The following is a 19,040-nucleotide window of genomic DNA, read 5'->3' on the forward strand; positions in this document are numbered from 1 at the left end:
ATCAGCAAACCTCAACGAAGGCTGGACTGGCGACATGGATTCTCTGCAGCTTACCCGTTGCTCGATCAACACCGCCACGCTCGGACATCGCGAACCGATCGACGTGTCGATCGATCGGATCGCCAAGGCAGGGTTTGGCGGATTGGCCCCTTGGCGTCATGAAGTCGAAGCCGCCGACGTCAGCAAGATCGCCAAGCAGATTCGTGCGCTCGACCTGAAGGTCACCGGGTACTGTCGGTCAACTTACTTCCCTGCTTCGACACGAGAGCAGCGTCTGGCCAACGTTCAGTCAAACGTTCGGGCGCTCAACGACGCGGCGGAACTGGGTGCTAAATGTTTCGTGATGGTCGTGGGTGGTCTGCCTGAAGGTAGCCGCGACCTATCAGCCGCGCGCATGCAGGTCCAGGACGGCATCGCCGCCTTGCTGCAAGAAGCCCGCAATCTCGCCGTTCCATTAGCCATTGAGCCACTCCATCCGATGTACGCGGGCGAAAGATCGGTCGTCAACACGATCGATCAGGCGCAAGCTATCGCGCGCGAGCTTGATCCGCATAACGACGGTTTCCTCGGTTTCGCGGTCGACGTCTACCACTGCTGGTGGGACCCGCAGTTGGAAGGTGCGCTCACTTCGATCGGCAATGAAAATCGCATTCTCGCTTATCACGTTTCCGATTGGCTGGCTCCGACGACCGATTTGTTACTCGACCGCGGCATGATGGGGGATGGCGTGATCGACTTAAAGCGCTTTCGGCAGAGCGTCGAGAATGCGGGCTATGCCGGTATGGTCGAAGTCGAGATATTTTCGCGCGACAACTGGTGGAACCTGCCGCCCGACCTCGTCTTGCAGACATGCGCGGAGCGATTGCAATCGGTCTGCTGAGAGTCGAGCCAGCAACATGTCTAGCCTTCTCGAATTCGCACGGCATGCTCTTGAACGAAGCTTGCGGCCAACCCAAGGATGGCCCGAATGGCTCTTGCCAGGATATGACCGGTCGCGCGAACGTCCGCTGATACCCTCTGGCGAGCGTCTCCTAGTGGCCGGTCTCAGCCTTCGCGTTCGAACGAGCGATAGCCCTACAGCGCGGGAAACTTTCCTTCCGAGAATAAGGTAACGTCGCCCCGACTTCGGAGCGACATCTTGTCCAACGGAAAAGAGGTGAATAGCGCCTCATGTGCTGCATACGAACTCGAGCCGGTGCGGGATCGATATGTTTGCGCCCAAGTAAGCAGTTCGGCAAACGACTGGGGAGTCGCTCCGCCGCGTATGCCGCGTCGGTGAATATTCGCAACGCATTCAGACTCGTCGAGGGTGATCCAAACCAATGCGGTCGCGCTTGGCAGAATGTTAGACACGATCCAGCCGTAGATTCCTTCGATCACCCACCGTTGATCACGAGCCGCATTACGCGCCATCGAGATGACGTCTTCCCGTTCCCGAGCAACACCGTAGCCACTAGGCTCCCAGTTGAACACGTCTAGATCGATCCAGTTGCCCCCTGTAAGAACTGCGAGTCGCTGCGACATCCAACTCTTCCCCGAACCCGAATTTCCAATTACAACGGTTCTTGTTAGATTCATGAGCCGTGGCCTTAGCGTTCGTCGGCCTCAGATTGTCGACGATTGGCCGGGGCCTGTCGACCGTCTCCCATTGGCCGGGGAAAACCTATCGCGAACGGTCCCCCGGACTGCGATGAACCTTTTTTTCGGCCCTTTACCCGAGAATTGATGACCGTTCGGCCACGCCCCGGGGTGTTTGCGCCATTGCGAGTGCGAGTGTTCGTTTCGCCGCATCATTTGGCCCTTAATGCCAATAGGCTCCGTTCGCGGTTAGGCGTCCCCCCGGTTATGCGCCGATCGTCTTGGGCGCCGGCGTTGTGCCGGCGCACTTTTTCACCCATGGCATCATGCGAACAGGCGCCGCCTCGAGCGCCCGTCACGCCACGAAAATGCAATGAGTAATTCGCCGACACCCAGCAGCCGATCCATCGCCTTCACCATCCCAACGCATTTAGCCGAAGCACTCCAAGAGACCGTTCACGACTTTCTCGCAAAAGCGGCGGGCGGGACGACCCCCGCGCAGCGAGCGGCCGAGATACGCGCTCAGGACCGCGACGCGAGCCTGGACTCGCTCGCCTATCTCCCTTGACGTGGCCGAGGGCAGCTCTGGACAGGCGCGGGTCGCTGCTCAGTTCCTCGCAGGCCTCTACAACGGCGACGACTTCCCATTCAGCCTCACGGACTTTCGACGGCTCGACGAGGATTTGTTGGAGCACTGCATGCAGGTGCTGCGGCTGGACGGTCGGCACGCGACGGAAGTGCATCGCTACTTTTCCAATGGGGAAGCCCGCTGGCTGGCGATGATCAGACGATGGGGGCTGGCTGACGAACCGGCGCACACGCCGCTGCCGGACGATGACGTCGTGCATTCCTGCCAGTACGAAAACAAGCTCGATGCGCCGGGTTATCGCGACGTCACTTTGGTCGTAAAGGTGGCAGTCGGCGTCGACGAGATTCGCTCGATCAGCCTCGCGCTGTCTGCGGCCGATTCGGAGCGGCTAGCGGCGGATCTCGTCTCGGTTCACCGACTTGCGTGGACGCGCGGAAAGCCGCTCGATGCAGACGAAAACGAGCCGCGACCCGCCTGGCTTTGAAAGACAGCATGAATTCGTGAGCTTTTGCACGGCGTGCTCGCAATCTAAACCGCTATCTTTACTCCATCACCCGCGTCATAGACGCATCGACCCCGCGCTGACTCCCGTCAGCTCATGTTGTTCAACCCTTTGGGAACCACTCCCAAAGGGGGCAGGTTCCCCTCTCAGGAGCCCTGCCATGCAACAGCAACCTACTCTCGCCCTCAAGCAAATCCAGGTCAGCGTCAATCCCCGCAAGTACTTTGATGCGGCGGAGATGGAAGAGTTGACCGCGTCCGTTCGCGAAAAAGGCGTCATTCAGCCTGTCATCGTGCGCACGCTCGCCGACGGTGGCTTCAGCCTCGTCGCTGGCGGCCGCAGATACAAGGCGGCGCTCGCGGCGCACGGCGAGGACTATGAGATCCCCGTCGTCGTTCGCGACATCGATGAGGTCGAAGCGAGGCAGCTCGCCATCATCGAGAACATCCAGCGAGCCGATATGTCGCCCGCCGAAGAAGCCATTGCGGCAGCCGAGCAAGTCGGTCTGTGCAAGGGCGATCGCGACGAAGTCGCGCGCATCTTCGGTTGGTCGCGTGCGACGCTGGATAAGCGACTCGCGCTGATGAACTGCAGCACGCCTGTGCTCGATGCGCTCAGCACGCGCCAGATCCTCCTCGGTCACGCCGAGTTGCTTGCTGCGCTCCCCAAAGAGACGCAGGACAAGCTGCTGCCGGTGATCATCAAGGAGGGGAAGGCCGTGGCGGAGGTCAAGAAAACCATCGAACAGGTCGCCTGTTCGTTGGCGGCCGCGATCTTCGACAAGGCCGACTGCGCCGGATGCCCGCACAACTCGTCCACACAGGGCGAGATGTTCGGAGAGTCCATCGGTACGGGAAACTGTACGAACCGCAACTGTTACAACGAGAAGACCGAAAAGATGCTCGAAGCGACGGCCACTGGCCTGCGCGACGAATATCCGGTCGTGCGCATCGTGCGTGCTGGCGACAACCACACGCGCGTGCAACTCGCCGTCGACGGCCCGAAGGGCGTTGGCGAGGAGCAGGCGAAGGCATGTCACGCGTGCCAGAACTACGGCGCGGCGGTGAGCGGTTTGCCCGACTCGATCGGCAAGGTCTATCGCGGCCAGTGCTTCGACACCGTCTGCAACATGAAGAAGGTGGCGGCGCAACTGCAAGCGGTCAAAGCCGCGACGCAGCCGAAGCCCGAAGTAGCCAAGGCGGGCGCGAAAGCGTCACCTGCAGCAGCGAAGGGCGCGGGCGGTTCGTCCGCACCGTCGACGACGAGCAACCCGCCGGCGACGGTGGTGGCTGAATCGGACAGGATCAAATCGTATCGCGTGGCGTTGTGGCGAACAGCCCTGCGCCGCGAAGTAGGAGCCGATCCCGCGCTCGCTCAGCGATACCTCGTTGCGATCGCACTGTCCGACCAGATGCGCTGCGTCGATCAGAAGACGCTGTCCGGCATCTGGGAAAAGCTCACGCAAGAGCAGATCCCGGCTGGCGACGTCTCGAAAGCGGCTGCGGCTTCCACCGCTGCCGACGACGCACAAATCGCCCATGCCGTTACGGGCGTGACGGTTGCCGCGATTCAAGGCCTCGACGTCCAGCACCTCACGCGTCTTTGCAAGCACCATCACCTCGATCTCGCGAAGCACTGGAAACTCTGCAAAGAGTTTCTGGAACTGATCACGAAGTCGGAAATGATGGTGGTCGCTGACGAGCTGGGCATTCGTGCCGCGCTCGGCGACAACTTCAAGAAGGTCTTCGGCAAGTCCAAGTCCGAAGTCATCGACGCGCTTCTGGCGGTCGAAGGCTTCGACTACACGGGCAAGATCCCGAAGGTGCTCAAGTTCTAATCGCGCGGCTCGCCCGTGCATCGACCGTAGTTCCCATCCTCTATAGACCGCCCATCCTTTGGATGGCGGTCTTTTTTCGTTCCCAGGAGTTTTCCCATGTTTGTAGCTATTGAACCGCTTCTGCGTCACTGCACGAAGCTCACGCTGTCCTTGCAGATGAAGGGCGACGAGATGGTTGTCTGTGTCATGCCGCAAGGCACGGCAAAAGACGCCGCCATGCTTCAGCCGCTCGCGCTCACCGCGACGGCGGCAGAGCTGGAAGCGGGCTTCATCGACGCGCTCGCGGCCTATACCGGCGCGCACGCGTCACTCGCCGAGCAAGTTGCTGCGACCACCGCCATCCTCGAAGCCGCCAAGACGACGCAAGTCTCCAAGGCGACCAAGACGCTGGCCAAGGGCAGCAGCAAGCCGGCATTGCCGGCGCCGGGCAGATCGAGCACCGATGCGGACAACGATGACGACGACGCGAGCGACAGCGCTGAAGGGCAGAGCATCGCCCCGAATGCATCGTCGGCATCTGCTTCATCGGACGCATCGGCGGAACCGGCTCACACCGGAACCAACCTCGCATCGCTTTTCGACTAAGGGGCAGACATGGCTATCCGAGTTGCGAAGCTCACGCGCGAGTTCGTCTACAACGGCGTGACGTTCCCCGATCCCGGGCCGACCTTCTCGCCGGACGATGTCCGCGATCTCTACTCCGCGCAGTACCCGGAGCTGACGACCGCGGCGATCGACGGACCCACGACGGAGGGCGATGTCATGCGCTTCACGTTCGTGCGTGCGGCTGGTGCTAAGGGTGCAGTCATACCCCGCGGCGACCATGCGTAAGCGCGACCTCCTCAAAGCCTTGTCCAATCCGGACTTGGCTCTTTCTCATCAGCAACCGCCCGGAAGGGCGGTTTTTTTTCATGACAAGGAGATCGAGCAATGCTCTTCGATCCTCGCCCGTCTGGTGCAGAAGTCGCTGTCTCGGGAGAGCCTTGGCAACCGCGACGCGCTTCCGTTGCCCGACGTCGAGCTACCCATGATTTTCTAAGCCTCCCGGCCATTGGCTCGGACGTCAAAACGCGCGCAGTGATGCGTTGGAACGCCGAAAAGGATGTCGCCGGTCTCATCTCCGCCCAGTTCAACTCGGGCGTGCTGCGACCGCGCGATGTACCGGAGTTCAAAGGCGCGGGTGACGCGCTTGCCCACGGGTTTTTTGCGTGGGCCAAGCGTCATACGCCGCGTCTGGACTGCCTCGGCTTTGACTTCGTGTTGTGCGACGTCCAGGCGGTGCAAGACGTCGTCCAGTACCAGGAGGACTGCAGCGACTTCAATCCGACCTCGCCCGTTTATCTCGGCATCGAGATCACACAGGAGAACATCTTCGAGATCGGCAGACGTGCCGCCGAGCTTCGCAATGTTCATCCGCGGTTGGTGTCGACGGCGATGGTGCTCATCAATCGTGCAGCCGGACGCACGATGTGGGTTCGGACGCCGGACGAGTTCCTTGGGGAATTCGCTTCCTGGTTCTGGGATGGCGACTCGAACGCAACCGATGAGGAAGCGCGCGAGATGCTGACGGACCGATTCGGCGAGGACGAGGCGGAGATGGACTACTACCTCCCTTCCGTTGTACGTCCTCAGCTTTGTCCCGACGACATGGACGTCTACCGGTGGCACGCGAAAACCCGGCGCTATCTGCCTCAACGGGCACTTGGCGTTGCAGCGCTTAGACGGCTTCAGCGGTTCACCGCCGGTCGCACGCGTCGCATCTGTGCGGAGCTGGAGAAGCTGTCGCTGATGTTGCAGCGGGTCGGCAATCGCGACCTCTTCGGCTGTGAATATCGGCCGCGCTGCGCTTATGCGTCGGCCACCCTCACCGTGGAAAACGATACCCGCGTGGGTGAAGTACTCGATTCGCACTACGAGTACCTCGCCAGCGCCGGCGACGGCACCACCTACCTCGGCTTTACGCCGCTTGCCTCTACGCCTGACGCCATCCGCAAGCAGTACGCGGACTGGTCGCAGGGCTTATCCATTCTTGGCCAACTGGACCGCGTCATCGCGTGTCTCGCGGCATAACTAGGAGCTTTATATGAAAGGGCTTGATATCGGCTCGGACCGCGTCGACGAGCTGGCGGCGATCAGTGCCATCTTGCTATACGGCCGTCAGGACCGCAGCGCTGTCTACGGCACCGTTCATCCGGTGACGCAGGGCAAGAGCGGCCGGGCAACGATTGGAGCCGGAAGGCCGATCGACCGCATGGCGCTTGTTGATTGCCTGCGTGAGTTGGCTCAGAACGCGGCACCGAAGGCGGAATTTTTGCCTGAGACGGTGCTCGCGGTGTCGCAAGACGCGGTGATGTGGTGGTGCAGACCGGCGATGCGAAGAGTCTTCTTCGACTGTCAGGAGATCGGGCGGCGCAGTGCTGTCGTCCCGCATCCGGGGTTGGTGTTCCGTGCAGCTTCCAGCGGGTTCTCCGTGTTCGCGCTGCAGGAAGACAGCCGGCCAACGCCTGCATCGAAGCTGCACGAACCGCCTTACTTTAACACCTGGGACTGGGGGCGAATCTGCATCGGCTCGGCTCACGTGCCTAAGCGCATTGATATCGAGTCGATCAGCGGATGGGAGGGCGGATTCTTCGAATCGGCCTTCACGCACCCGAACCACGGCAACAAACGTGTTTCGCATCCGAATGGCGAGTTCGCTTTCTGGAAGGAAATGCTCGACGGCAAGTACGGCGAGCAATTCCCGAAAGATGCGCTCGTCCCCATGGACCTTACCCTCGCTGAGCTGATCGCCGGCAAACAAGGAGTTCGATGATGAATGCTGGTGCTTTGAATCCTGCCGATGCCGCGCTTCAGCGCTCCTTCCCTACTGTGATGGTGCCCCGGCGTGAGCCGGTCGCGCCAATGCAGGCGGCAGGCGAGCGACTGCTCATCGGCGAGAACGGTGTTTTTCTTGAAATCGATCTGCCGTGGCTTTCGGTCGTTCGCCGCATTGCGCACTACACGGTCCCGACTGCGATCCCCTACGGGAACGTGGCCGAATCGACTGAGTTGCGTTGTGGCCCCGTGCCGGCCGAGTTGATCGGCGGATTCATCGCGATGGCGCGCGCCGCGCATCCGCTGGAGACCGGTGCCTGGATCGTCTGGAACGTCGAAACGAAGCAGTTTCGCCTCGCGCCTGTGAAGGTGCTGTCACAGGGGACCGGGTCGCTGAGGTACGAGCGGCCGGATCTTCTGCAGAGGGAACTGGGAGTGATCGACTGCCATTCCCATGGCGCGCATCCCGCGTACTTCTCGCCGACAGACAACGAGGATGACCGGCACGAGACGAAGTTCGCCTTCGTCGTCGGGAATTGCGCGTCGTGGGTGCCGAGTATGGCGATGCGCCTGTGCGCCAAAGGCATCTTCGAGAACGTCGAGCGCGTGCCGAGCAGTTGGTACGCGGCGGCTCGTCATCAGGAGGTTGCATGACCGGGATCATCCGACATCAACTTCGTTCGCGGATGCTCGAGCGGAGCTGGAATGTGGTCGTAGTGGGCGCGGGCGGCACCGGAAGTGCGGTGCTCCCGAGCCTGGCGCGGCTGCACCACGCGATGCTGGAACTGGGGCACCCGGGCGGCATCGACTGCACCGTGTTCGATGACGACACCGTCAGCCCGACGAACGTCGGCCGTCAGGGCTTCTATCCGAACGACGTGGGCGAGTACAAAGCCTCGCTCATCGTCAATCGGCTAAACGCACTGATGGGCACGAATTGGCGGGCGGAAACCCGGCGATTCGGTCTGGGCGAGCCGCTCTACAACGTCGATCTCGTGATCGGCTGCGTGGATACGCGGGCCGCTCGGGCCGCGATTGTTGGCGCCGCCCAGTACACCGGGGCGTACTACCTCGACTGCGGCAACGACACGGATCGCGGCCAAGTTGTCATCGGTCAGGTCTGTGGCAAGAGCTACGCGCTGAAGCATTCTGAACGGCTGCCGCATGTGGGCGAGTTGTTTCCGGAACTGATCGACGCAAAGCTCGATGCAAAAGACGAGACCCCGTCCTGTTCGATGGCCGAGGCGCTGCGCAAGCAGTCGCTGGTCATCAATCAGGCGATCGCCGTCCAAGCATTCAACATGCTCTGGACCATGTTTCGAACCGGCGCGGTGCCGTTCTCGGGCGTGTTTGTGAACCTCGCAACGGGGCGCACAAATCCGATTCCGTTGGATCCGGCCGCGTGGGCGCGCTTTGGGTACGAAGTCCCGAAGCCGCCCGTGAAGAAAGCGAAGAAGAGCCGCAAGGCCGAGCTCGCTGCGTAAGTAGTCGCTGTTCCATCACTGCCGACCTCCGCAAGGGGTCGGCATTTTCTTTTTCTCGTGCTCAACGGGCACGACAACCCCAACACGAGTAACAGCATTAGCCGCTCCCTCGTGGAGCGGTCCTCTTTCACCTCAGCGGGTACGCAGCCCGTTGGGGCTGCTCCGCGTACCAATGGAGCAAAACATGGGTTCTTCAATTTTGACGGGCAAGCGCGCAGGAGCAATGCAGAAAGCCGACGGCGAGTGGATCTACGCGTTGTTCGAGCGTGGCTATGAGTCGAACGTCTATCCGCACACCGACCACTGGTCGGCGGTGGCACTGGGCAATTACGCGCAGGTGATGCGCCGCATCTTTTCGCATGCGACCAGTTGCGAAGGCGGGATGCTTCGAAGCCGCAATGGATCGATCCGCCCCGAAAACTACATCGAAAGCTGGAGACGTGAACTCGCCAAGCCCACGCTTCTTCGGGACCGGAGGATCGATCTGTCGGTCGGCTCATCGTGCTACTCGGCGGTGCCTGAGTCGCAGTTGGACGACGTCCGGCTGTCGTTGATCCGGGCGGGCTACGAGTCTCGTATCGATGAGTTGGTCGGTGGCAGCTTGAGCGTTTCGTTGCACGCGGACATCGATCTACTGCTTTCTATCTACGGGAACAGCGGCCCGCTCAGCGTGTGGCGAGTGCTCAAAGAGTACGACTGTGGGACCGCCCAGGTAGAGGTCCCGGTGCCGTCGGCAACGAAGACGGCGATGGAGCGGATGCCCGAGGTACGGTGTCATTCGATTGACCAACACAACGTGCTGGTCGCGATGGGTGCGGCGCCGTGGCGTCACGCTGGCTGGCAGTACAGCGCGGTTGGTTCGTTCGTTACGGAGGTTGCCTATCCGGTGGAGATGGAAGCGCCGGGCTTCGCCAAGAAGGCGATTCCAGCGTTCCGCGACGCCTTGAGCAACGCACCGCAAGTGCCTGCGGCGACGCGCATCACGGTGACGCGCGCGCCCGAGGGCACCGAGGAGTGGCGAGCTCGGCGCGCCGATGAGCTTGCGCAAACGCTCGGGCTCGTAACGGAGCGCGCATCCGTCCCGGCTGTCTTTAGCTTCGCGTTCGGCGACCTGCTCAATCGCGAAGACACGGACCGGCTGTTGTACGGCTTGGGTTCGTTCGACGATGCGCAACTCCAGTGGGAGGTGCCCGTCACGCGCGCAGGCGCTGAGCCGGATCCTGCATTCTTTGCGGCGGACGTTCAGCTCTCGCTGTGTCTCGCCTAGTGCTGTTTTGATCAACGCCACGCCTCGGATTTCCGGGGCGTGGCATTTTTTTGGGTTGCCTGTGAGCGAGCGTCGGGAGCGCACCCCGAAAAGCCGCATTCGCGCGCAGCTGGTGGACGTATCTTGTTCGAGGGCGGCCAGCGTAAGGTTCACGGACTGCTTGGTGGCATTAAGAAAGCGCCTAACAGGACGTTACGAGGCTAATTGTCTTCGGAGCGCGGACGTCGACACATCGTCCTCTGAAGGTCGCATGCGCAGGGACGGCTTTTCACCGCCTCTTGCGCCGCTTCATCATCGCATTGGCGATCTCGAAAGCCTCCTCCGCCAGCATATCTGCATCGATTTCTACAGGAGGCTTCATTTGGGACAGTAGACTCTGCATCGCTGCGGCAGCGAATTTGTCGCGAGCTTCCGAGTCACCATGGAATGTGCTCCTGTATTGGTCTTCGTTCGAGTCGTCGTTCATGTCTGTACCTTGTAATGGAGGTGGCGGGATACAAACTGCATTGATTGTTCCAGGTTTCGCCGCTCGTACAAGCCAGTTTTAGAAGCTCAAGAGGACGCGCCCAATACGCTTCCTGTCACTACGAAGCGCCGGCTCGGACGATTGAAGAAAGTGACGCTCACGCCGTCCACCTCAACGTGGGCTTATGCGCTAGAGGTCGCGTCAGGCTAGACCTGCGAAGGATGAGAGCGTAAAAAAGCCCCGCCTAGACCTAGGACGGGGCTTAAAACGGAATGAACTACAACGTGCGCCCAGCAGGTAGGGCGCTGTACTAGCTTAGGTGCTAATTAGGCACATGCAAGAGAAAACGGCGCGCGCGCGAATTAAGGGCATTGAGCCGGGGTGAGAATGGCGCCGATTGAAGCTGGTCCGAACGTTTGCTTTTCCTGATTTAATCGCGGCCCTGAACGAGGCAACAGAAACGTCTGTGATGTTCCTAACAGTCCGATTTGATTCGTCAGTCTATAGTGTCCTTACCCGCTAATAAGGGTGCTTGAGAGACCAGACAACAGAAAACGACAAACTAGGGCCATCCGGGGCGCATCCTTGGGTGGCCTTTTCTTTGCCTGTTACGGGCAGGGGCAGCAATACGCACTGTCTGCGACTTCGTTGCCATTGCAGACGGGGAGCATCGACGCGTTAGGTACAACGATTGCGCGAAGCTCTTTGATCTCCTCCGCGTTCTTTTCCCCGCTGAACGTGGATTTCTAGGCCCGCATCTCATTGGAGAGCGGGCTTTTTTTGCCTTAGTGATGGCAATTTATGGCGACGTGCGGCTTGTACACTGTTTAAGCCGCGTGGAAGTCGAACGAAACCCGCCGTGAGAGCGGACCTTTCTTTAACTTTGAGCTCCACTCTCGGTCTTGACGGTCTTAGCGCGACCGAGCTCTAAGCGTTTGCTTCCCCCTGTGAAATTGGCGGTGTGCAAACGCTTGGGCGGCACTGCAAAAAACGCGGCCCATTTGAGGCCGGATGTCCGCTCACCTACAAGCGCGCGATTTCTGCGCTGCATCAAGGTACGGCTGCCCCGCTGCTTTCGACCAGCGCCGAGCCCATTCGCCGGCCTTCAGTTTCTCCGAGGGCGTGCGCGCCCGGACCAAGCGGTTCACTGCCGCTTCATAACGGCGCAGCGCGTATGCCTGGCGCTGACGTTTAGTCTGGTTGAGCATGTCCAACTCGGGCGATGGTGAAGCTTGCAAGGTAGCGCATTCGCCCATAACGGTCGCTAAGTTTATTGGGGGACGTGTTATTTCGGATAGACGCGGTATCTACGGCCTTTTCGCCGCATGGCCGCTCGCCAGCGGTGCCTAGAACCGTGTCTCTCAGGTTCGTCGATGGCCTCGGATACCTGACGAGCTTCCAAGCGCCGCTTCAGCGATGGAGCAGGCGCGTTTTTTTTCGTCCCGGCTTCGTGCTGCCGGTCCCGCTCCAGATGATTCGTCGATTCGTCGCGCGGGAAGTCACTGCCCGAGAAGTGTTCGTCTCCGTATTGGAGCGAAAGGCATAGCGATTTGTTGAGCTTTCCGACTTCGACTGCGCAATTGACTCCGTAGACTGGATCCATTCCCCGCGCTTTTGCGCATCGACCTACCCCTCCAGCGTTCTGGAGAACCATCTTCTTTTCAGCCGTCTGTGACGGCAATCTTCTGGCGACCCTCGTTGGTCGCCTTTTTTCATCCCGTTGGGAGCCTATCCCTCCGGGAGACAGCTCCCATTATTTTTTTGGAGTTGTCTATGTCTCGCAATCTCGCACCTATCGTCAAAGTTTCCAGCAAGAACGGTTTCATGGCGAATCAGCGTGTGGTCGGTCAGGACGTCGAGGCCAGCCCGCCGCAGCTTTACACCGGACGTATTCATTCGGTGTGGAGCGACGGCACGGCAATGGTGGATTGGGACTATTCGCTCAACCATCAAGCCGAACGGCATCTGGTGCGAAGCGGTCGTGTCAGACTGCATCACCTCAGCCGTTCCACCTCGTAGGCCTTCGTAAATGACGCGTCCAGTTGCATTGCGCTGGACGCCGTTTCTTCGTTTCTATTCCAGATTCCTTCCCATCAGGGCAACCACCCTGACGGGTTCGGTTGCCCAATTTCGTTGAGGCAACCATGTTCAAGCTCATCTCCAGTTTGATCCTCGTCTGCATGCTCTCCGCGTGCGCCACTGCGGACTTCGGTTCGCCGAACACGTATCAGCGCTACGACGTTCAACGCATCGGCCAGTTCGAGCAGGCAACCATCCTGCGCGTGCGTCCGATCACCATCGAGAGCAATTCTGGCTCGTCGGGCATTGCATCTATCGTCAGTGCAGCAGCGGGTGCTTTTCTGGGCTCGCAAGTCATCGGCAACGGTAGCGGCCGCTATATCGCCGGCGCGCTTTCCGGCTCGGTTTCCGGGTTGGTGGCTCAACGCGTAAGCGCCGTTATGTCTCGCCACAGCGGTGTCGAAGTCTTCCTTCGTCGCGCCAACGGTCAGACGGTGGTCGTAACGCAGGTCGACGATCAGCAGTTCGCTGCGGGTCAGCAGGTGTTTCTCGTCTCGAATGGGTCCGACTACCGGATCACCCACTAATTGGCGCCAACGCCTCGACCAACTGGATGAACCATCGATGAACCACTATCAATTGATCACCCACGGGCAGACCAGCGGCTGGGACGCTTCGAGCAATGACGTCAACGGCAAGAATTTCTACGGGATGCTTCCGGTGGAAGTTGCTGCGCAAGCAGGCGACGTTGAGGAGTTCGCGGCGATCGTGTCTCACCCGGAGTTCGACCCGTTGGGCGCGCGGCCGCATATGTTCGCCGAAGTCGGGCGGATCAGCGACGGTTACGGCGACGCGAGCTTCAAACGCTTGAAGCCTGCGCTCGACGCTTACAAGGCGCGATTCCTCTAACCGGGCATCGCAGTACGCATCTTTTGAATGCGCGGTGAAAGCCGCGCCAACCCTTGCGGGGCAGGCTCCCCGCAAGGGACCTGCCTCGTCTGCAATGAGGCCATCATGAAATTTCCCCGAGTGTTCTATGCTGACCGCAGTAGTGCCAATGCTGGCGCGAAAGCGGCTCTGCAACGTCATGCGACGCGCGTTTTGCGACGTGTTGCTCAGGACTTGCGTCTTCCGGCGCATGCTCACGAAATCGTCACCGATACGCGCCGCGGCAATGCCGAAGTACGGGTGTCGTTGCGCACGGAGACGTTGTTTGTCGACGTGCTCGAGCGTCAAGGTGGTTCGGGTGTCGCGCTGAGCTTCAGAACCCGGCGCGGCCGCTCCGACCTCACGGGCGGTGGCGAGAACCACGTCGCCTTGACGCAACTCGAGACGCCCGCAGGCTATCGAGCGATGCTGGACGGCCTGCGTTTGGCTGGCGGCATCGATCTGAAGTGCGGAGGTCGTCGATGAAGCTGGCGAAGGTCAAGATCGAGTACAGCTCCGGCACCACGATCTTGGATCGTGTGACTCTCGATCCAACAACGGGTCAGGTTCATCTGGCGCCGCGTGTACTCGGGCTGCTCAACAAGATGGAGGAATCCGAGTGCTCGCCGTCATTTAGCATAGAGTACAAAGGCGCTGTCTTGCCGGTGAATACGGTGGGTGACGGCGGTTATGTGGTAACCATTCCTCCTGAACCCGGGCCGGGTTTGCGCCGGCTGCTCCAGGCCGTCGCGACGCCGAGCAAGGACCAGCGGCACCAAAATGGCCGCTATCTGCACACCCTCTCGGCGGCATCGATTGGTGGTGCAGTCGGCTACGCGCATTCCGCCTCGTCTTGGGATCCCCTGACGATTGCCGGTACGAGCGCATTGGCTGCCCTTGGAGTAGTATTGTGGTATGCAGGCCATTACGTGATGAAAGGAGAATGACGTGGGCGCAACAATTTTCACTGTAGTGCTTGGCGTATCCATTGCAGCTTTCTTCATGTGGACCGCGAATAACGGTCGCAAAGCCGATCGCGAGCGCGATTGGGGCAAATGATTAGACACAGCGCAAGCTGAGTCCACAGGTAAGACCGCACCCTTTGGGGTGCGGTTTTTTTTCGCCTCCGTTTTTCTAGCGCGCCTCCGGGCGGGTTTTTCATTTTCAGGAGTTTGTTATGTCTTTAGCAGACACGGATGTGCTGCCCGCGGGTGTTGCCGCCGATGGTGCGGTCAATATTAAGTCGCTCGCCCGGCTGGACACCGACGGCAAGACGGTCGATCAGGTCTTACAGGATCTGTGCCGCTTCTTGCGCGGAACGGAGCTCGAACCCGAGTGGCTTTGTCACGCGAACCTGCAGGACGACGCCAACGAAGCCATGTACGGAGCGGGCCACAGCAGACCGTGGCCCGAGCCGTCGTCATATGAACGAATCTCCGTTTCCGTGTGCATCGGAAACAGCGAGGGCTGGCTTATTCATGTCGACTTCATCAGCCGACCGCAGCTTAGCGACTCGCTCGACCGCACCTACGCGATCATGCCGTTGCTCCGCGCGAAGGTGTTTTCAACTGACCACGCGTGGTCGCTCGCTCGTCTGATCGCCCGTCTAATCGACGCGGCGTAGCGGCTTCACAACTCTTATCCGCGCCCATTTTCGGCGCACTTAACCCTTGCCGGGCATCGACCCGACAGGGCGCGATTGCCCGCCATCTTTCCGAGGCGATCGACCATGTATCAGCTTTCCTTCTCAGGCTCCGGCCATTCCTTCCGTACGATGCTCGAAGTGCTCCGTTTCCTGCGAGACGACGCGAGCGTCGCAGCAGTCGACGCGGCAGAGATCGCGCTCACGTTCTTCGCCTATCCTGTAACCGTTACCCGCTACAACGGCAAGCTGACCGTTCGTCGGCCCGGAACGGCGACAAGCCTCTTCCTGTCGCTCATCGACGAGATCGACGCGACCTACTTCAGACCGTCGTTCGCCGCGCTCGAAGCGTGGCAAATCCGGCGCGAGCACTGGCAACTGCTTTATCTGGCTTTTGATCTGGCGCGCGAGCCGCTGTATCTGTTCTCATCGGATCAGGTGGCGCAAGCCAACGAAGAGGCGGCTAAGACCGGCCGTCGCGGGCTGGACCTGTTCGAGCTGCTGCAGGACGAGTCGCAACGCCGGTTCGGGTTCCGCTACGCGGGCCCGGTTCTGGACAACCGGCAGAGCAATGGACGGCACGAGGTTCATGTCGCCTACGCGCTCGCGGCGGGCAAGCCCGTTCCGCAGGCGGTGATCGATGACTACGCTTCGTTGTCGAAGTTCGATTCCGACTTGCAATGGGCCAAGCCGCTTCTCGCGGTGCCGGAGTTGCGCGGGGCGCTGCCGCTTGCGAAGCTCATGCCGCTCGCAACGGTGATGCGCCATTCGAAGCAGGCGATCACCTCTGACAATGCCGCGCTGCTCGCGATGCTGATGGGTCTCGTGCCGAACTCGCCAACGACGGTCGAAGTCGACGACCTGCTGTACGCGAAGGGCATCCTCGAAGCGCATCCTTTGCCTGAGGCGTACCTGAAGCCCGTCGATGTCGGCCTACCGACCTGCCAGTTTGCGGAGGTACTGCGGCGCACGCTCGCCGACAGCGCGCGTGACAACCGGCTAGCGGAACTCGATAAGGCGCGGAAGTCGGGGAGCGTCAGCGCCCGCCGCTTCCAACTGGACTCGCATCTGGCCATTCTCGATCACGGCAGGCACACGCACACTTTCGCCAACGAGTTCGCAAAGGCAGTGCAGACGGCCGACATGTCCTATCTCCTCAGCATCCTGGACCGGCCAGACGACGCCAACCGCGCAACCAAGCAAGCGGTCCGCGAGGTGTTCGGCATCAAGGTCATCGGCGTTCGCGCCGCGGCTCGGCGTCGGGGCGTTTTTCAACTGGCTGGTATGGACGCCGCGCAGCAAGCAGAGTGGGAGGCGTTGTCGGTTTCCCAACGTGAGGCGAGGCGGGTCGCCCGCGAGGTCGCTCGCGCGCGCGAGGCGGCTGAGATGTCGCGCGTTCGTGCGGAAGACGGCGCGGTGCTGACCGGTGCGGAGTGGGTAGATCGCACGATCGCCGACGGCTTCTCGCAGATCGTCAGCCTGCGGCAGGGGACTAGCGTGCGCTACGCGCTCGCAGATCCTGTGCGGCAGTTGCAGGTATCGCTTCGCGCAAACGACGGTACGCTTGCCTATGCGCGTTTGGCGCTCGAACAGCGCGCGAGCTGAATTTTTTTCGACGAACCCGGCTTTGGCCGGGTTTTTTTTCGGCGATTGAGCCAGCGTCAAAGCTTAAGACGACGCGAAATAGTGACCTTTCCACAGACTGCCTGACTGTCCGACCCCTACACTGCATCTATCACCCGCGTCACTGACGCATCGACCCAGCCGGCTACGAGCCGGCTTTTTCATATCTTGCCCCACAGGGACCACGTCCCTACGGGCGTAGTCTTTATGGGGCTTCTCTTTGGAAGCCATCATGAAAGTCACGCCCGCTCAACTCACCGAACTACTCTCGCTGTACGTGCCGAAGCGTCTGCCGGTGCTCATCACTGGCCGCCCCGGCATCGGCAAGAGCGACATCGTTGAACAGACCGCGCATGCGACTGATCACGAACTGCTCATCAGCCACCCGGTGGTCGAGGATCCGACCGACTCGAAAGGGTTGCCGTTTCCCTCGCCCGATGGCACGACCGCCAAGTTCCTGCCGTTCGGGGATTTGGAACGCGCGATGACAGCCAGACGCCCGCTGATCTGGTTTCTGGACGACCTCGGGCAGGCCTCGCCCGCCGTGCAAGCCGCGAAGATGCAGTTGCTGCTCGCGCGGCGCGTCGGCGAGCACGTCCTGCCGCCGCAGGTCACGTTCCTCGCGGCCACCAACCGCCGCACCGACAACGCCGGTGTCTCCGGGATTCTCGATCCGGTGATCTCGCGTTTCGCCACGGTGGTCGAACTGGAACCGACCATCGACGACTGGACGCAGTGGGCCGTGCGCGAAAACATCCCGCCCGCGCTTATCGCGTTCCTGCGCTTCCGTCCGGACTTGCTGTCCGTGCAGAAGACGTCGCGCGATATCGAGAATGCGCCGAGCCCACGTAGCTGGGGGTTCGTGGCGAAAACCATGGATGTAGTCCCCAAGCACCTGGAGCACATCTCCTACGCCGGTTCGGTGGGAGAGGGAGCCGCGACGGAACTGGTCGCGTTCCTCCAGATCTTCCGCGAGCTGCCGAATCCAGACGCGATTCTTCTCGCGCCCGACTCGGCCATGATCCCGACGACGCCTTCGGCGTTGTACGCGATCGCGGCAGCGCTTGCGGCACGCGCGAACGAAAACAACTTCGATCGCGTCGTGCGCTACACCGAGCGTCTGATCGGTGAAGGGCACCGCGAGTTCGCGGCGCTGCTGGTGCGCGATGCAGTGCAGCGCACCCCGCAGATCCAGAACTCGTATGCCTTCATTGGCGCGCAGGGCGGAGAGATCGGCAAGATCATCCGCGGCGAGTAACAAGCACTCCACTGTTCTCAGCATCACCCATGTTGGCCCTGTCGCGTCTTCGGACGCACAAGGCCTTTTTCTTTGCTTCATCCATTCCATTTCTACGAGGTGCTCTCATGGACATCACTTCCATCCAATCGAAGGTCATGCTCTGCTCCGTCACGATTTCGACCTGGGTCGCCCGCCGTTTCGACGGCAAGGTGACGCAGGAAGTCGAGAACAAGCACCACGCGAAGGGCATCGGCAGATTCAACAAACGCCTGTTGCCCGAGCACGCGCCGAGCTTCGCAGAAGTCGTGACGCTCGCCGGCCGTATCCGCTCGTACTTCTACGACCACACGCTGAAGTACGACCAGTTGGGCGTGCGGCTGCTGCCGACGATGGTCTACATGGATTTCGCGGAAAAGATGCGCTCGTTGAAAGACGAGTTCGACTTGGCGGTCTCCGTGTTCCTCACCGACTATCTGAATCTCAAGGAAGCGGCTCGCGAAGAACTGAATGGGCTGTTCAACGAGGCGGACTATCCGACCCTCGCGGAACTGTCCACGAAGTTCGGCGTGAAGATGGCGGTTCTGCCGTTTCCCGACGCCAGCCAGTTCGGCGTCAAGCTTCCGGCCAACGTGCTCAACACGCTCAAGAGCGAACTGGACCAGCACGTTCTGGCCTCGATCGCGACCGCGAACGAGGACCTGGTGCGGCGTCTGTACGAAGCCGTGTCCCAGATGGCCAATCGGTTGTACGCGACGGGCAACGTCCGACTGGACGTCGCCAACAACGTGCGCGAACTGTGCGCGTTGCTGCCGAAGCTCAACTTCGCGAACGACCCGCAGCTCACGCACATCCTCGAGCAGGCCAAGACGCATCTGGCCGTGCACACGGGGGCGGAACTGAAAGACTCGCGCGTGCTTCGTTCTCAGGTGGCCAGCAAGGCACAGGAGATTGAAGGGCTAATGGCCGCTTTCATGGGCATGCAGCCGGAGCCGATGGAAGTCGTCGAATCGGCGCACGCGAGCCAACTGCGCCTCGTCGCCTAAGGGGGCGTC

23 protein-coding genes are annotated in these 19,040 nt (G+C 60.9%); 20 read left to right on the plus strand and 3 right to left on the minus strand.

All coding sequences use genetic code 11. The annotated features are described in order from the left end of the window. The first annotated feature begins 34 nt into the window (after positions 1-34). Positions 35-880, plus strand: coding sequence for a sugar phosphate isomerase/epimerase family protein (locus tag BG57_RS20985; RefSeq protein WP_035967748.1), 846 nt, complete (start codon positions 35-37; stop codon positions 878-880). A gap of 194 nt (positions 881-1,074) precedes the next feature. Here BG57_RS20985 and BG57_RS20990 read toward each other — a convergent pair whose 3' ends face one another. Continuing rightward, entirely contained in the window at positions 1,075-1,473 is a 399-nt protein-coding gene (locus BG57_RS20990) for an adenylate kinase (RefSeq protein ID WP_229754102.1), read from the minus strand. A 674-nt stretch (positions 1,474-2,147) separates the two neighbouring features. On the opposite strand from BG57_RS20990, the gene BG57_RS21000 reads away from it, so the two are divergent. The 10 genes from BG57_RS21000 to BG57_RS21045 all read left to right on the plus strand — a co-directional run bounded on the left by BG57_RS21000 (position 2,148) and on the right by BG57_RS21045 (position 10,071). Beyond that, complete coding sequence (locus BG57_RS21000; RefSeq protein ID WP_152562654.1) at positions 2,148-2,651, plus strand: DUF7673 family protein; 504 nt, start codon at positions 2,148-2,150, stop codon at positions 2,649-2,651. 178 nt (positions 2,652-2,829) lie between these two features. Beyond that, positions 2,830-4,506 (plus strand): PRTRC system ParB family protein, encoded by a 1,677-nt coding sequence (locus BG57_RS21005; protein WP_035967754.1) that lies wholly within the window; start codon positions 2,830-2,832, stop codon positions 4,504-4,506. 96 nt (positions 4,507-4,602) lie between these two features. Then, a complete protein-coding gene (locus BG57_RS21010; RefSeq protein WP_035967755.1) occupies positions 4,603-5,091 on the plus strand; it encodes a PRTRC system protein E in 489 nt (162 codons plus the stop codon). A 9-nt stretch (positions 5,092-5,100) separates the two neighbouring features. Beyond that, the gene (locus tag BG57_RS21015; RefSeq protein WP_035967756.1) at positions 5,101-5,337 is read left to right on the plus strand and encodes a PRTRC system protein C; all 237 of its coding nucleotides are present in this window, start codon (positions 5,101-5,103) and stop codon (positions 5,335-5,337) included. Then, on the plus strand, positions 5,330-5,545 hold the full coding sequence (locus BG57_RS33865) for a hypothetical protein (RefSeq protein ID WP_035967757.1): 216 nt from the start codon (positions 5,330-5,332) through the stop codon (positions 5,543-5,545). Before BG57_RS21015 ends, BG57_RS33865 begins: the two co-directional genes overlap by 8 nt. Before the next feature lie 41 nt (positions 5,546-5,586). Further along, positions 5,587-6,576, plus strand: a complete 990-nt coding sequence (locus BG57_RS21025; RefSeq protein ID WP_035967758.1) for a PRTRC system protein F — start codon at positions 5,587-5,589, stop codon at positions 6,574-6,576. A gap of 13 nt (positions 6,577-6,589) precedes the next feature. Continuing rightward, positions 6,590-7,318, plus strand: a complete 729-nt coding sequence (locus BG57_RS21030) for a PRTRC system protein B (protein ID WP_035967759.1) — start codon at positions 6,590-6,592, stop codon at positions 7,316-7,318. After that, on the plus strand, positions 7,318-7,974 hold the full coding sequence (locus BG57_RS21035; RefSeq protein ID WP_081850958.1) for a PRTRC system protein A: 657 nt from the start codon (positions 7,318-7,320) through the stop codon (positions 7,972-7,974). Before BG57_RS21030 ends, BG57_RS21035 begins: the two co-directional genes overlap by 1 nt. Next, complete coding sequence (locus BG57_RS21040) at positions 7,971-8,804, plus strand: PRTRC system ThiF family protein (RefSeq protein ID WP_035967760.1); 834 nt, start codon at positions 7,971-7,973, stop codon at positions 8,802-8,804. Before BG57_RS21035 ends, BG57_RS21040 begins: the two co-directional genes overlap by 4 nt. A 223-nt stretch (positions 8,805-9,027) precedes the next feature. Further along, positions 9,028-10,071, plus strand: coding sequence for a hypothetical protein (locus BG57_RS21045; protein ID WP_035967762.1), 1,044 nt, complete (start codon positions 9,028-9,030; stop codon positions 10,069-10,071). Between the two features lie 268 nt (positions 10,072-10,339). Here the strand turns inward: BG57_RS21045 and BG57_RS21050 are convergent, their stop codons facing one another. Beyond that, on the minus strand, positions 10,340-10,537 hold the full coding sequence (locus BG57_RS21050; RefSeq protein WP_035967763.1) for a hypothetical protein: 198 nt from the start codon (positions 10,535-10,537) through the stop codon (positions 10,340-10,342). Between the two features lie 1,019 nt (positions 10,538-11,556). Then, complete coding sequence (locus tag BG57_RS32665; protein WP_152562656.1) at positions 11,557-11,745, minus strand: hypothetical protein; 189 nt, start codon at positions 11,743-11,745, stop codon at positions 11,557-11,559. Between the two features lie 565 nt (positions 11,746-12,310). Between BG57_RS32665 and BG57_RS21055 the strand changes: the two genes are divergently transcribed. The 9 genes from BG57_RS21055 (at position 12,311) to BG57_RS21095 (ending at position 19,031) form a co-directional block, all read left to right on the plus strand. Then, complete coding sequence (locus BG57_RS21055) at positions 12,311-12,556, plus strand: hypothetical protein (RefSeq protein ID WP_152562658.1); 246 nt, start codon at positions 12,311-12,313, stop codon at positions 12,554-12,556. Between the two features lie 125 nt (positions 12,557-12,681). Then, the gene (locus BG57_RS21060) at positions 12,682-13,143 is read left to right on the plus strand and encodes an outer membrane lipoprotein (protein ID WP_035967766.1); all 462 of its coding nucleotides are present in this window, start codon (positions 12,682-12,684) and stop codon (positions 13,141-13,143) included. 37 nt (positions 13,144-13,180) lie between these two features. Then, positions 13,181-13,465 (plus strand): hypothetical protein, encoded by a 285-nt coding sequence (locus BG57_RS21065; RefSeq protein ID WP_035967767.1) that lies wholly within the window; start codon positions 13,181-13,183, stop codon positions 13,463-13,465. A 105-nt stretch (positions 13,466-13,570) separates the two neighbouring features. Further along, positions 13,571-13,969, plus strand: a complete 399-nt coding sequence (locus BG57_RS21070; protein WP_052005915.1) for a hypothetical protein — start codon at positions 13,571-13,573, stop codon at positions 13,967-13,969. Next, complete coding sequence (locus tag BG57_RS21075) at positions 13,966-14,430, plus strand: hypothetical protein (protein ID WP_035967769.1); 465 nt, start codon at positions 13,966-13,968, stop codon at positions 14,428-14,430. Before BG57_RS21070 ends, BG57_RS21075 begins: the two co-directional genes overlap by 4 nt. Before the next feature lie 251 nt (positions 14,431-14,681). Continuing rightward, positions 14,682-15,107, plus strand: coding sequence for a hypothetical protein (locus tag BG57_RS21080; RefSeq protein ID WP_152562659.1), 426 nt, complete (start codon positions 14,682-14,684; stop codon positions 15,105-15,107). Between the two features lie 105 nt (positions 15,108-15,212). Then, on the plus strand, positions 15,213-16,730 hold the full coding sequence (locus tag BG57_RS21085) for a hypothetical protein (RefSeq protein ID WP_035967770.1): 1,518 nt from the start codon (positions 15,213-15,215) through the stop codon (positions 16,728-16,730). 250 nt (positions 16,731-16,980) lie between these two features. Next, positions 16,981-18,006 carry an ATP-binding protein gene (locus tag BG57_RS21090; protein ID WP_035967830.1) on the plus strand — a complete coding sequence of 342 codons (1,026 nt, stop codon included), beginning with the start codon at positions 16,981-16,983 and terminating at the stop codon, positions 18,004-18,006. A 107-nt stretch (positions 18,007-18,113) separates the two neighbouring features. Beyond that, the gene (locus BG57_RS21095; protein WP_035967771.1) at positions 18,114-19,031 is read left to right on the plus strand and encodes a hypothetical protein; all 918 of its coding nucleotides are present in this window, start codon (positions 18,114-18,116) and stop codon (positions 19,029-19,031) included. Positions 19,032-19,040 lie beyond the last annotated feature (9 nt).

Source organism: Caballeronia grimmiae (assembly GCF_000698555.1).
GTDB classification, from domain to species: Bacteria; Pseudomonadota; Gammaproteobacteria; order Burkholderiales; family Burkholderiaceae; genus Caballeronia; species Caballeronia grimmiae.

Excerpts from the sequence above, each read along its gene's own strand:
- BG57_RS21025 (WP_035967758.1), top strand. The coding sequence starts at position 5,587 with ATGCGTTGGAACGCCGAAAAGGATGTCGCCGGTCTCATCTCCGCCCAG.
- BG57_RS21050 (WP_035967763.1), bottom strand. The coding sequence starts at position 10,537 with ATGAACGACGACTCGAACGAAGACCAATACAGGAGCACATTCCATGGT.
- BG57_RS21030 (WP_035967759.1), top strand. The coding sequence starts at position 6,590 with ATGAAAGGGCTTGATATCGGCTCGGACCGCGTCGACGAGCTGGCGGCG.
- BG57_RS21010 (WP_035967755.1), top strand. The coding sequence starts at position 4,603 with ATGTTTGTAGCTATTGAACCGCTTCTGCGTCACTGCACGAAGCTCACG.
- BG57_RS21015 (WP_035967756.1), top strand. The coding sequence starts at position 5,101 with ATGGCTATCCGAGTTGCGAAGCTCACGCGCGAGTTCGTCTACAACGGC.
- BG57_RS21095 (WP_035967771.1), top strand. The coding sequence starts at position 18,114 with ATGGACATCACTTCCATCCAATCGAAGGTCATGCTCTGCTCCGTCACG.
- BG57_RS21035 (WP_081850958.1), top strand. The coding sequence starts at position 7,318 with ATGAATGCTGGTGCTTTGAATCCTGCCGATGCCGCGCTTCAGCGCTCC.
- BG57_RS21045 (WP_035967762.1), top strand. The coding sequence starts at position 9,028 with ATGCAGAAAGCCGACGGCGAGTGGATCTACGCGTTGTTCGAGCGTGGC.
- BG57_RS21040 (WP_035967760.1), top strand. The coding sequence starts at position 7,971 with ATGACCGGGATCATCCGACATCAACTTCGTTCGCGGATGCTCGAGCGG.
- BG57_RS21070 (WP_052005915.1), top strand. The coding sequence starts at position 13,571 with ATGAAATTTCCCCGAGTGTTCTATGCTGACCGCAGTAGTGCCAATGCT.
- BG57_RS21060 (WP_035967766.1), top strand. The coding sequence starts at position 12,682 with ATGTTCAAGCTCATCTCCAGTTTGATCCTCGTCTGCATGCTCTCCGCG.
- BG57_RS33865 (WP_035967757.1), top strand. The coding sequence starts at position 5,330 with ATGCGTAAGCGCGACCTCCTCAAAGCCTTGTCCAATCCGGACTTGGCT.
- BG57_RS21005 (WP_035967754.1), top strand. The coding sequence starts at position 2,830 with ATGCAACAGCAACCTACTCTCGCCCTCAAGCAAATCCAGGTCAGCGTC.
- BG57_RS20985 (WP_035967748.1), top strand. The coding sequence starts at position 35 with ATGGATTCTCTGCAGCTTACCCGTTGCTCGATCAACACCGCCACGCTC.
- BG57_RS21075 (WP_035967769.1), top strand. The coding sequence starts at position 13,966 with ATGAAGCTGGCGAAGGTCAAGATCGAGTACAGCTCCGGCACCACGATC.
- BG57_RS21065 (WP_035967767.1), top strand. The coding sequence starts at position 13,181 with ATGAACCACTATCAATTGATCACCCACGGGCAGACCAGCGGCTGGGAC.
- BG57_RS21085 (WP_035967770.1), top strand. The coding sequence starts at position 15,213 with ATGTATCAGCTTTCCTTCTCAGGCTCCGGCCATTCCTTCCGTACGATG.
- BG57_RS21055 (WP_152562658.1), top strand. The coding sequence starts at position 12,311 with ATGTCTCGCAATCTCGCACCTATCGTCAAAGTTTCCAGCAAGAACGGT.
- BG57_RS32665 (WP_152562656.1), bottom strand. The coding sequence starts at position 11,745 with ATGCTCAACCAGACTAAACGTCAGCGCCAGGCATACGCGCTGCGCCGT.
- BG57_RS21090 (WP_035967830.1), top strand. The coding sequence starts at position 16,981 with ATGAAAGTCACGCCCGCTCAACTCACCGAACTACTCTCGCTGTACGTG.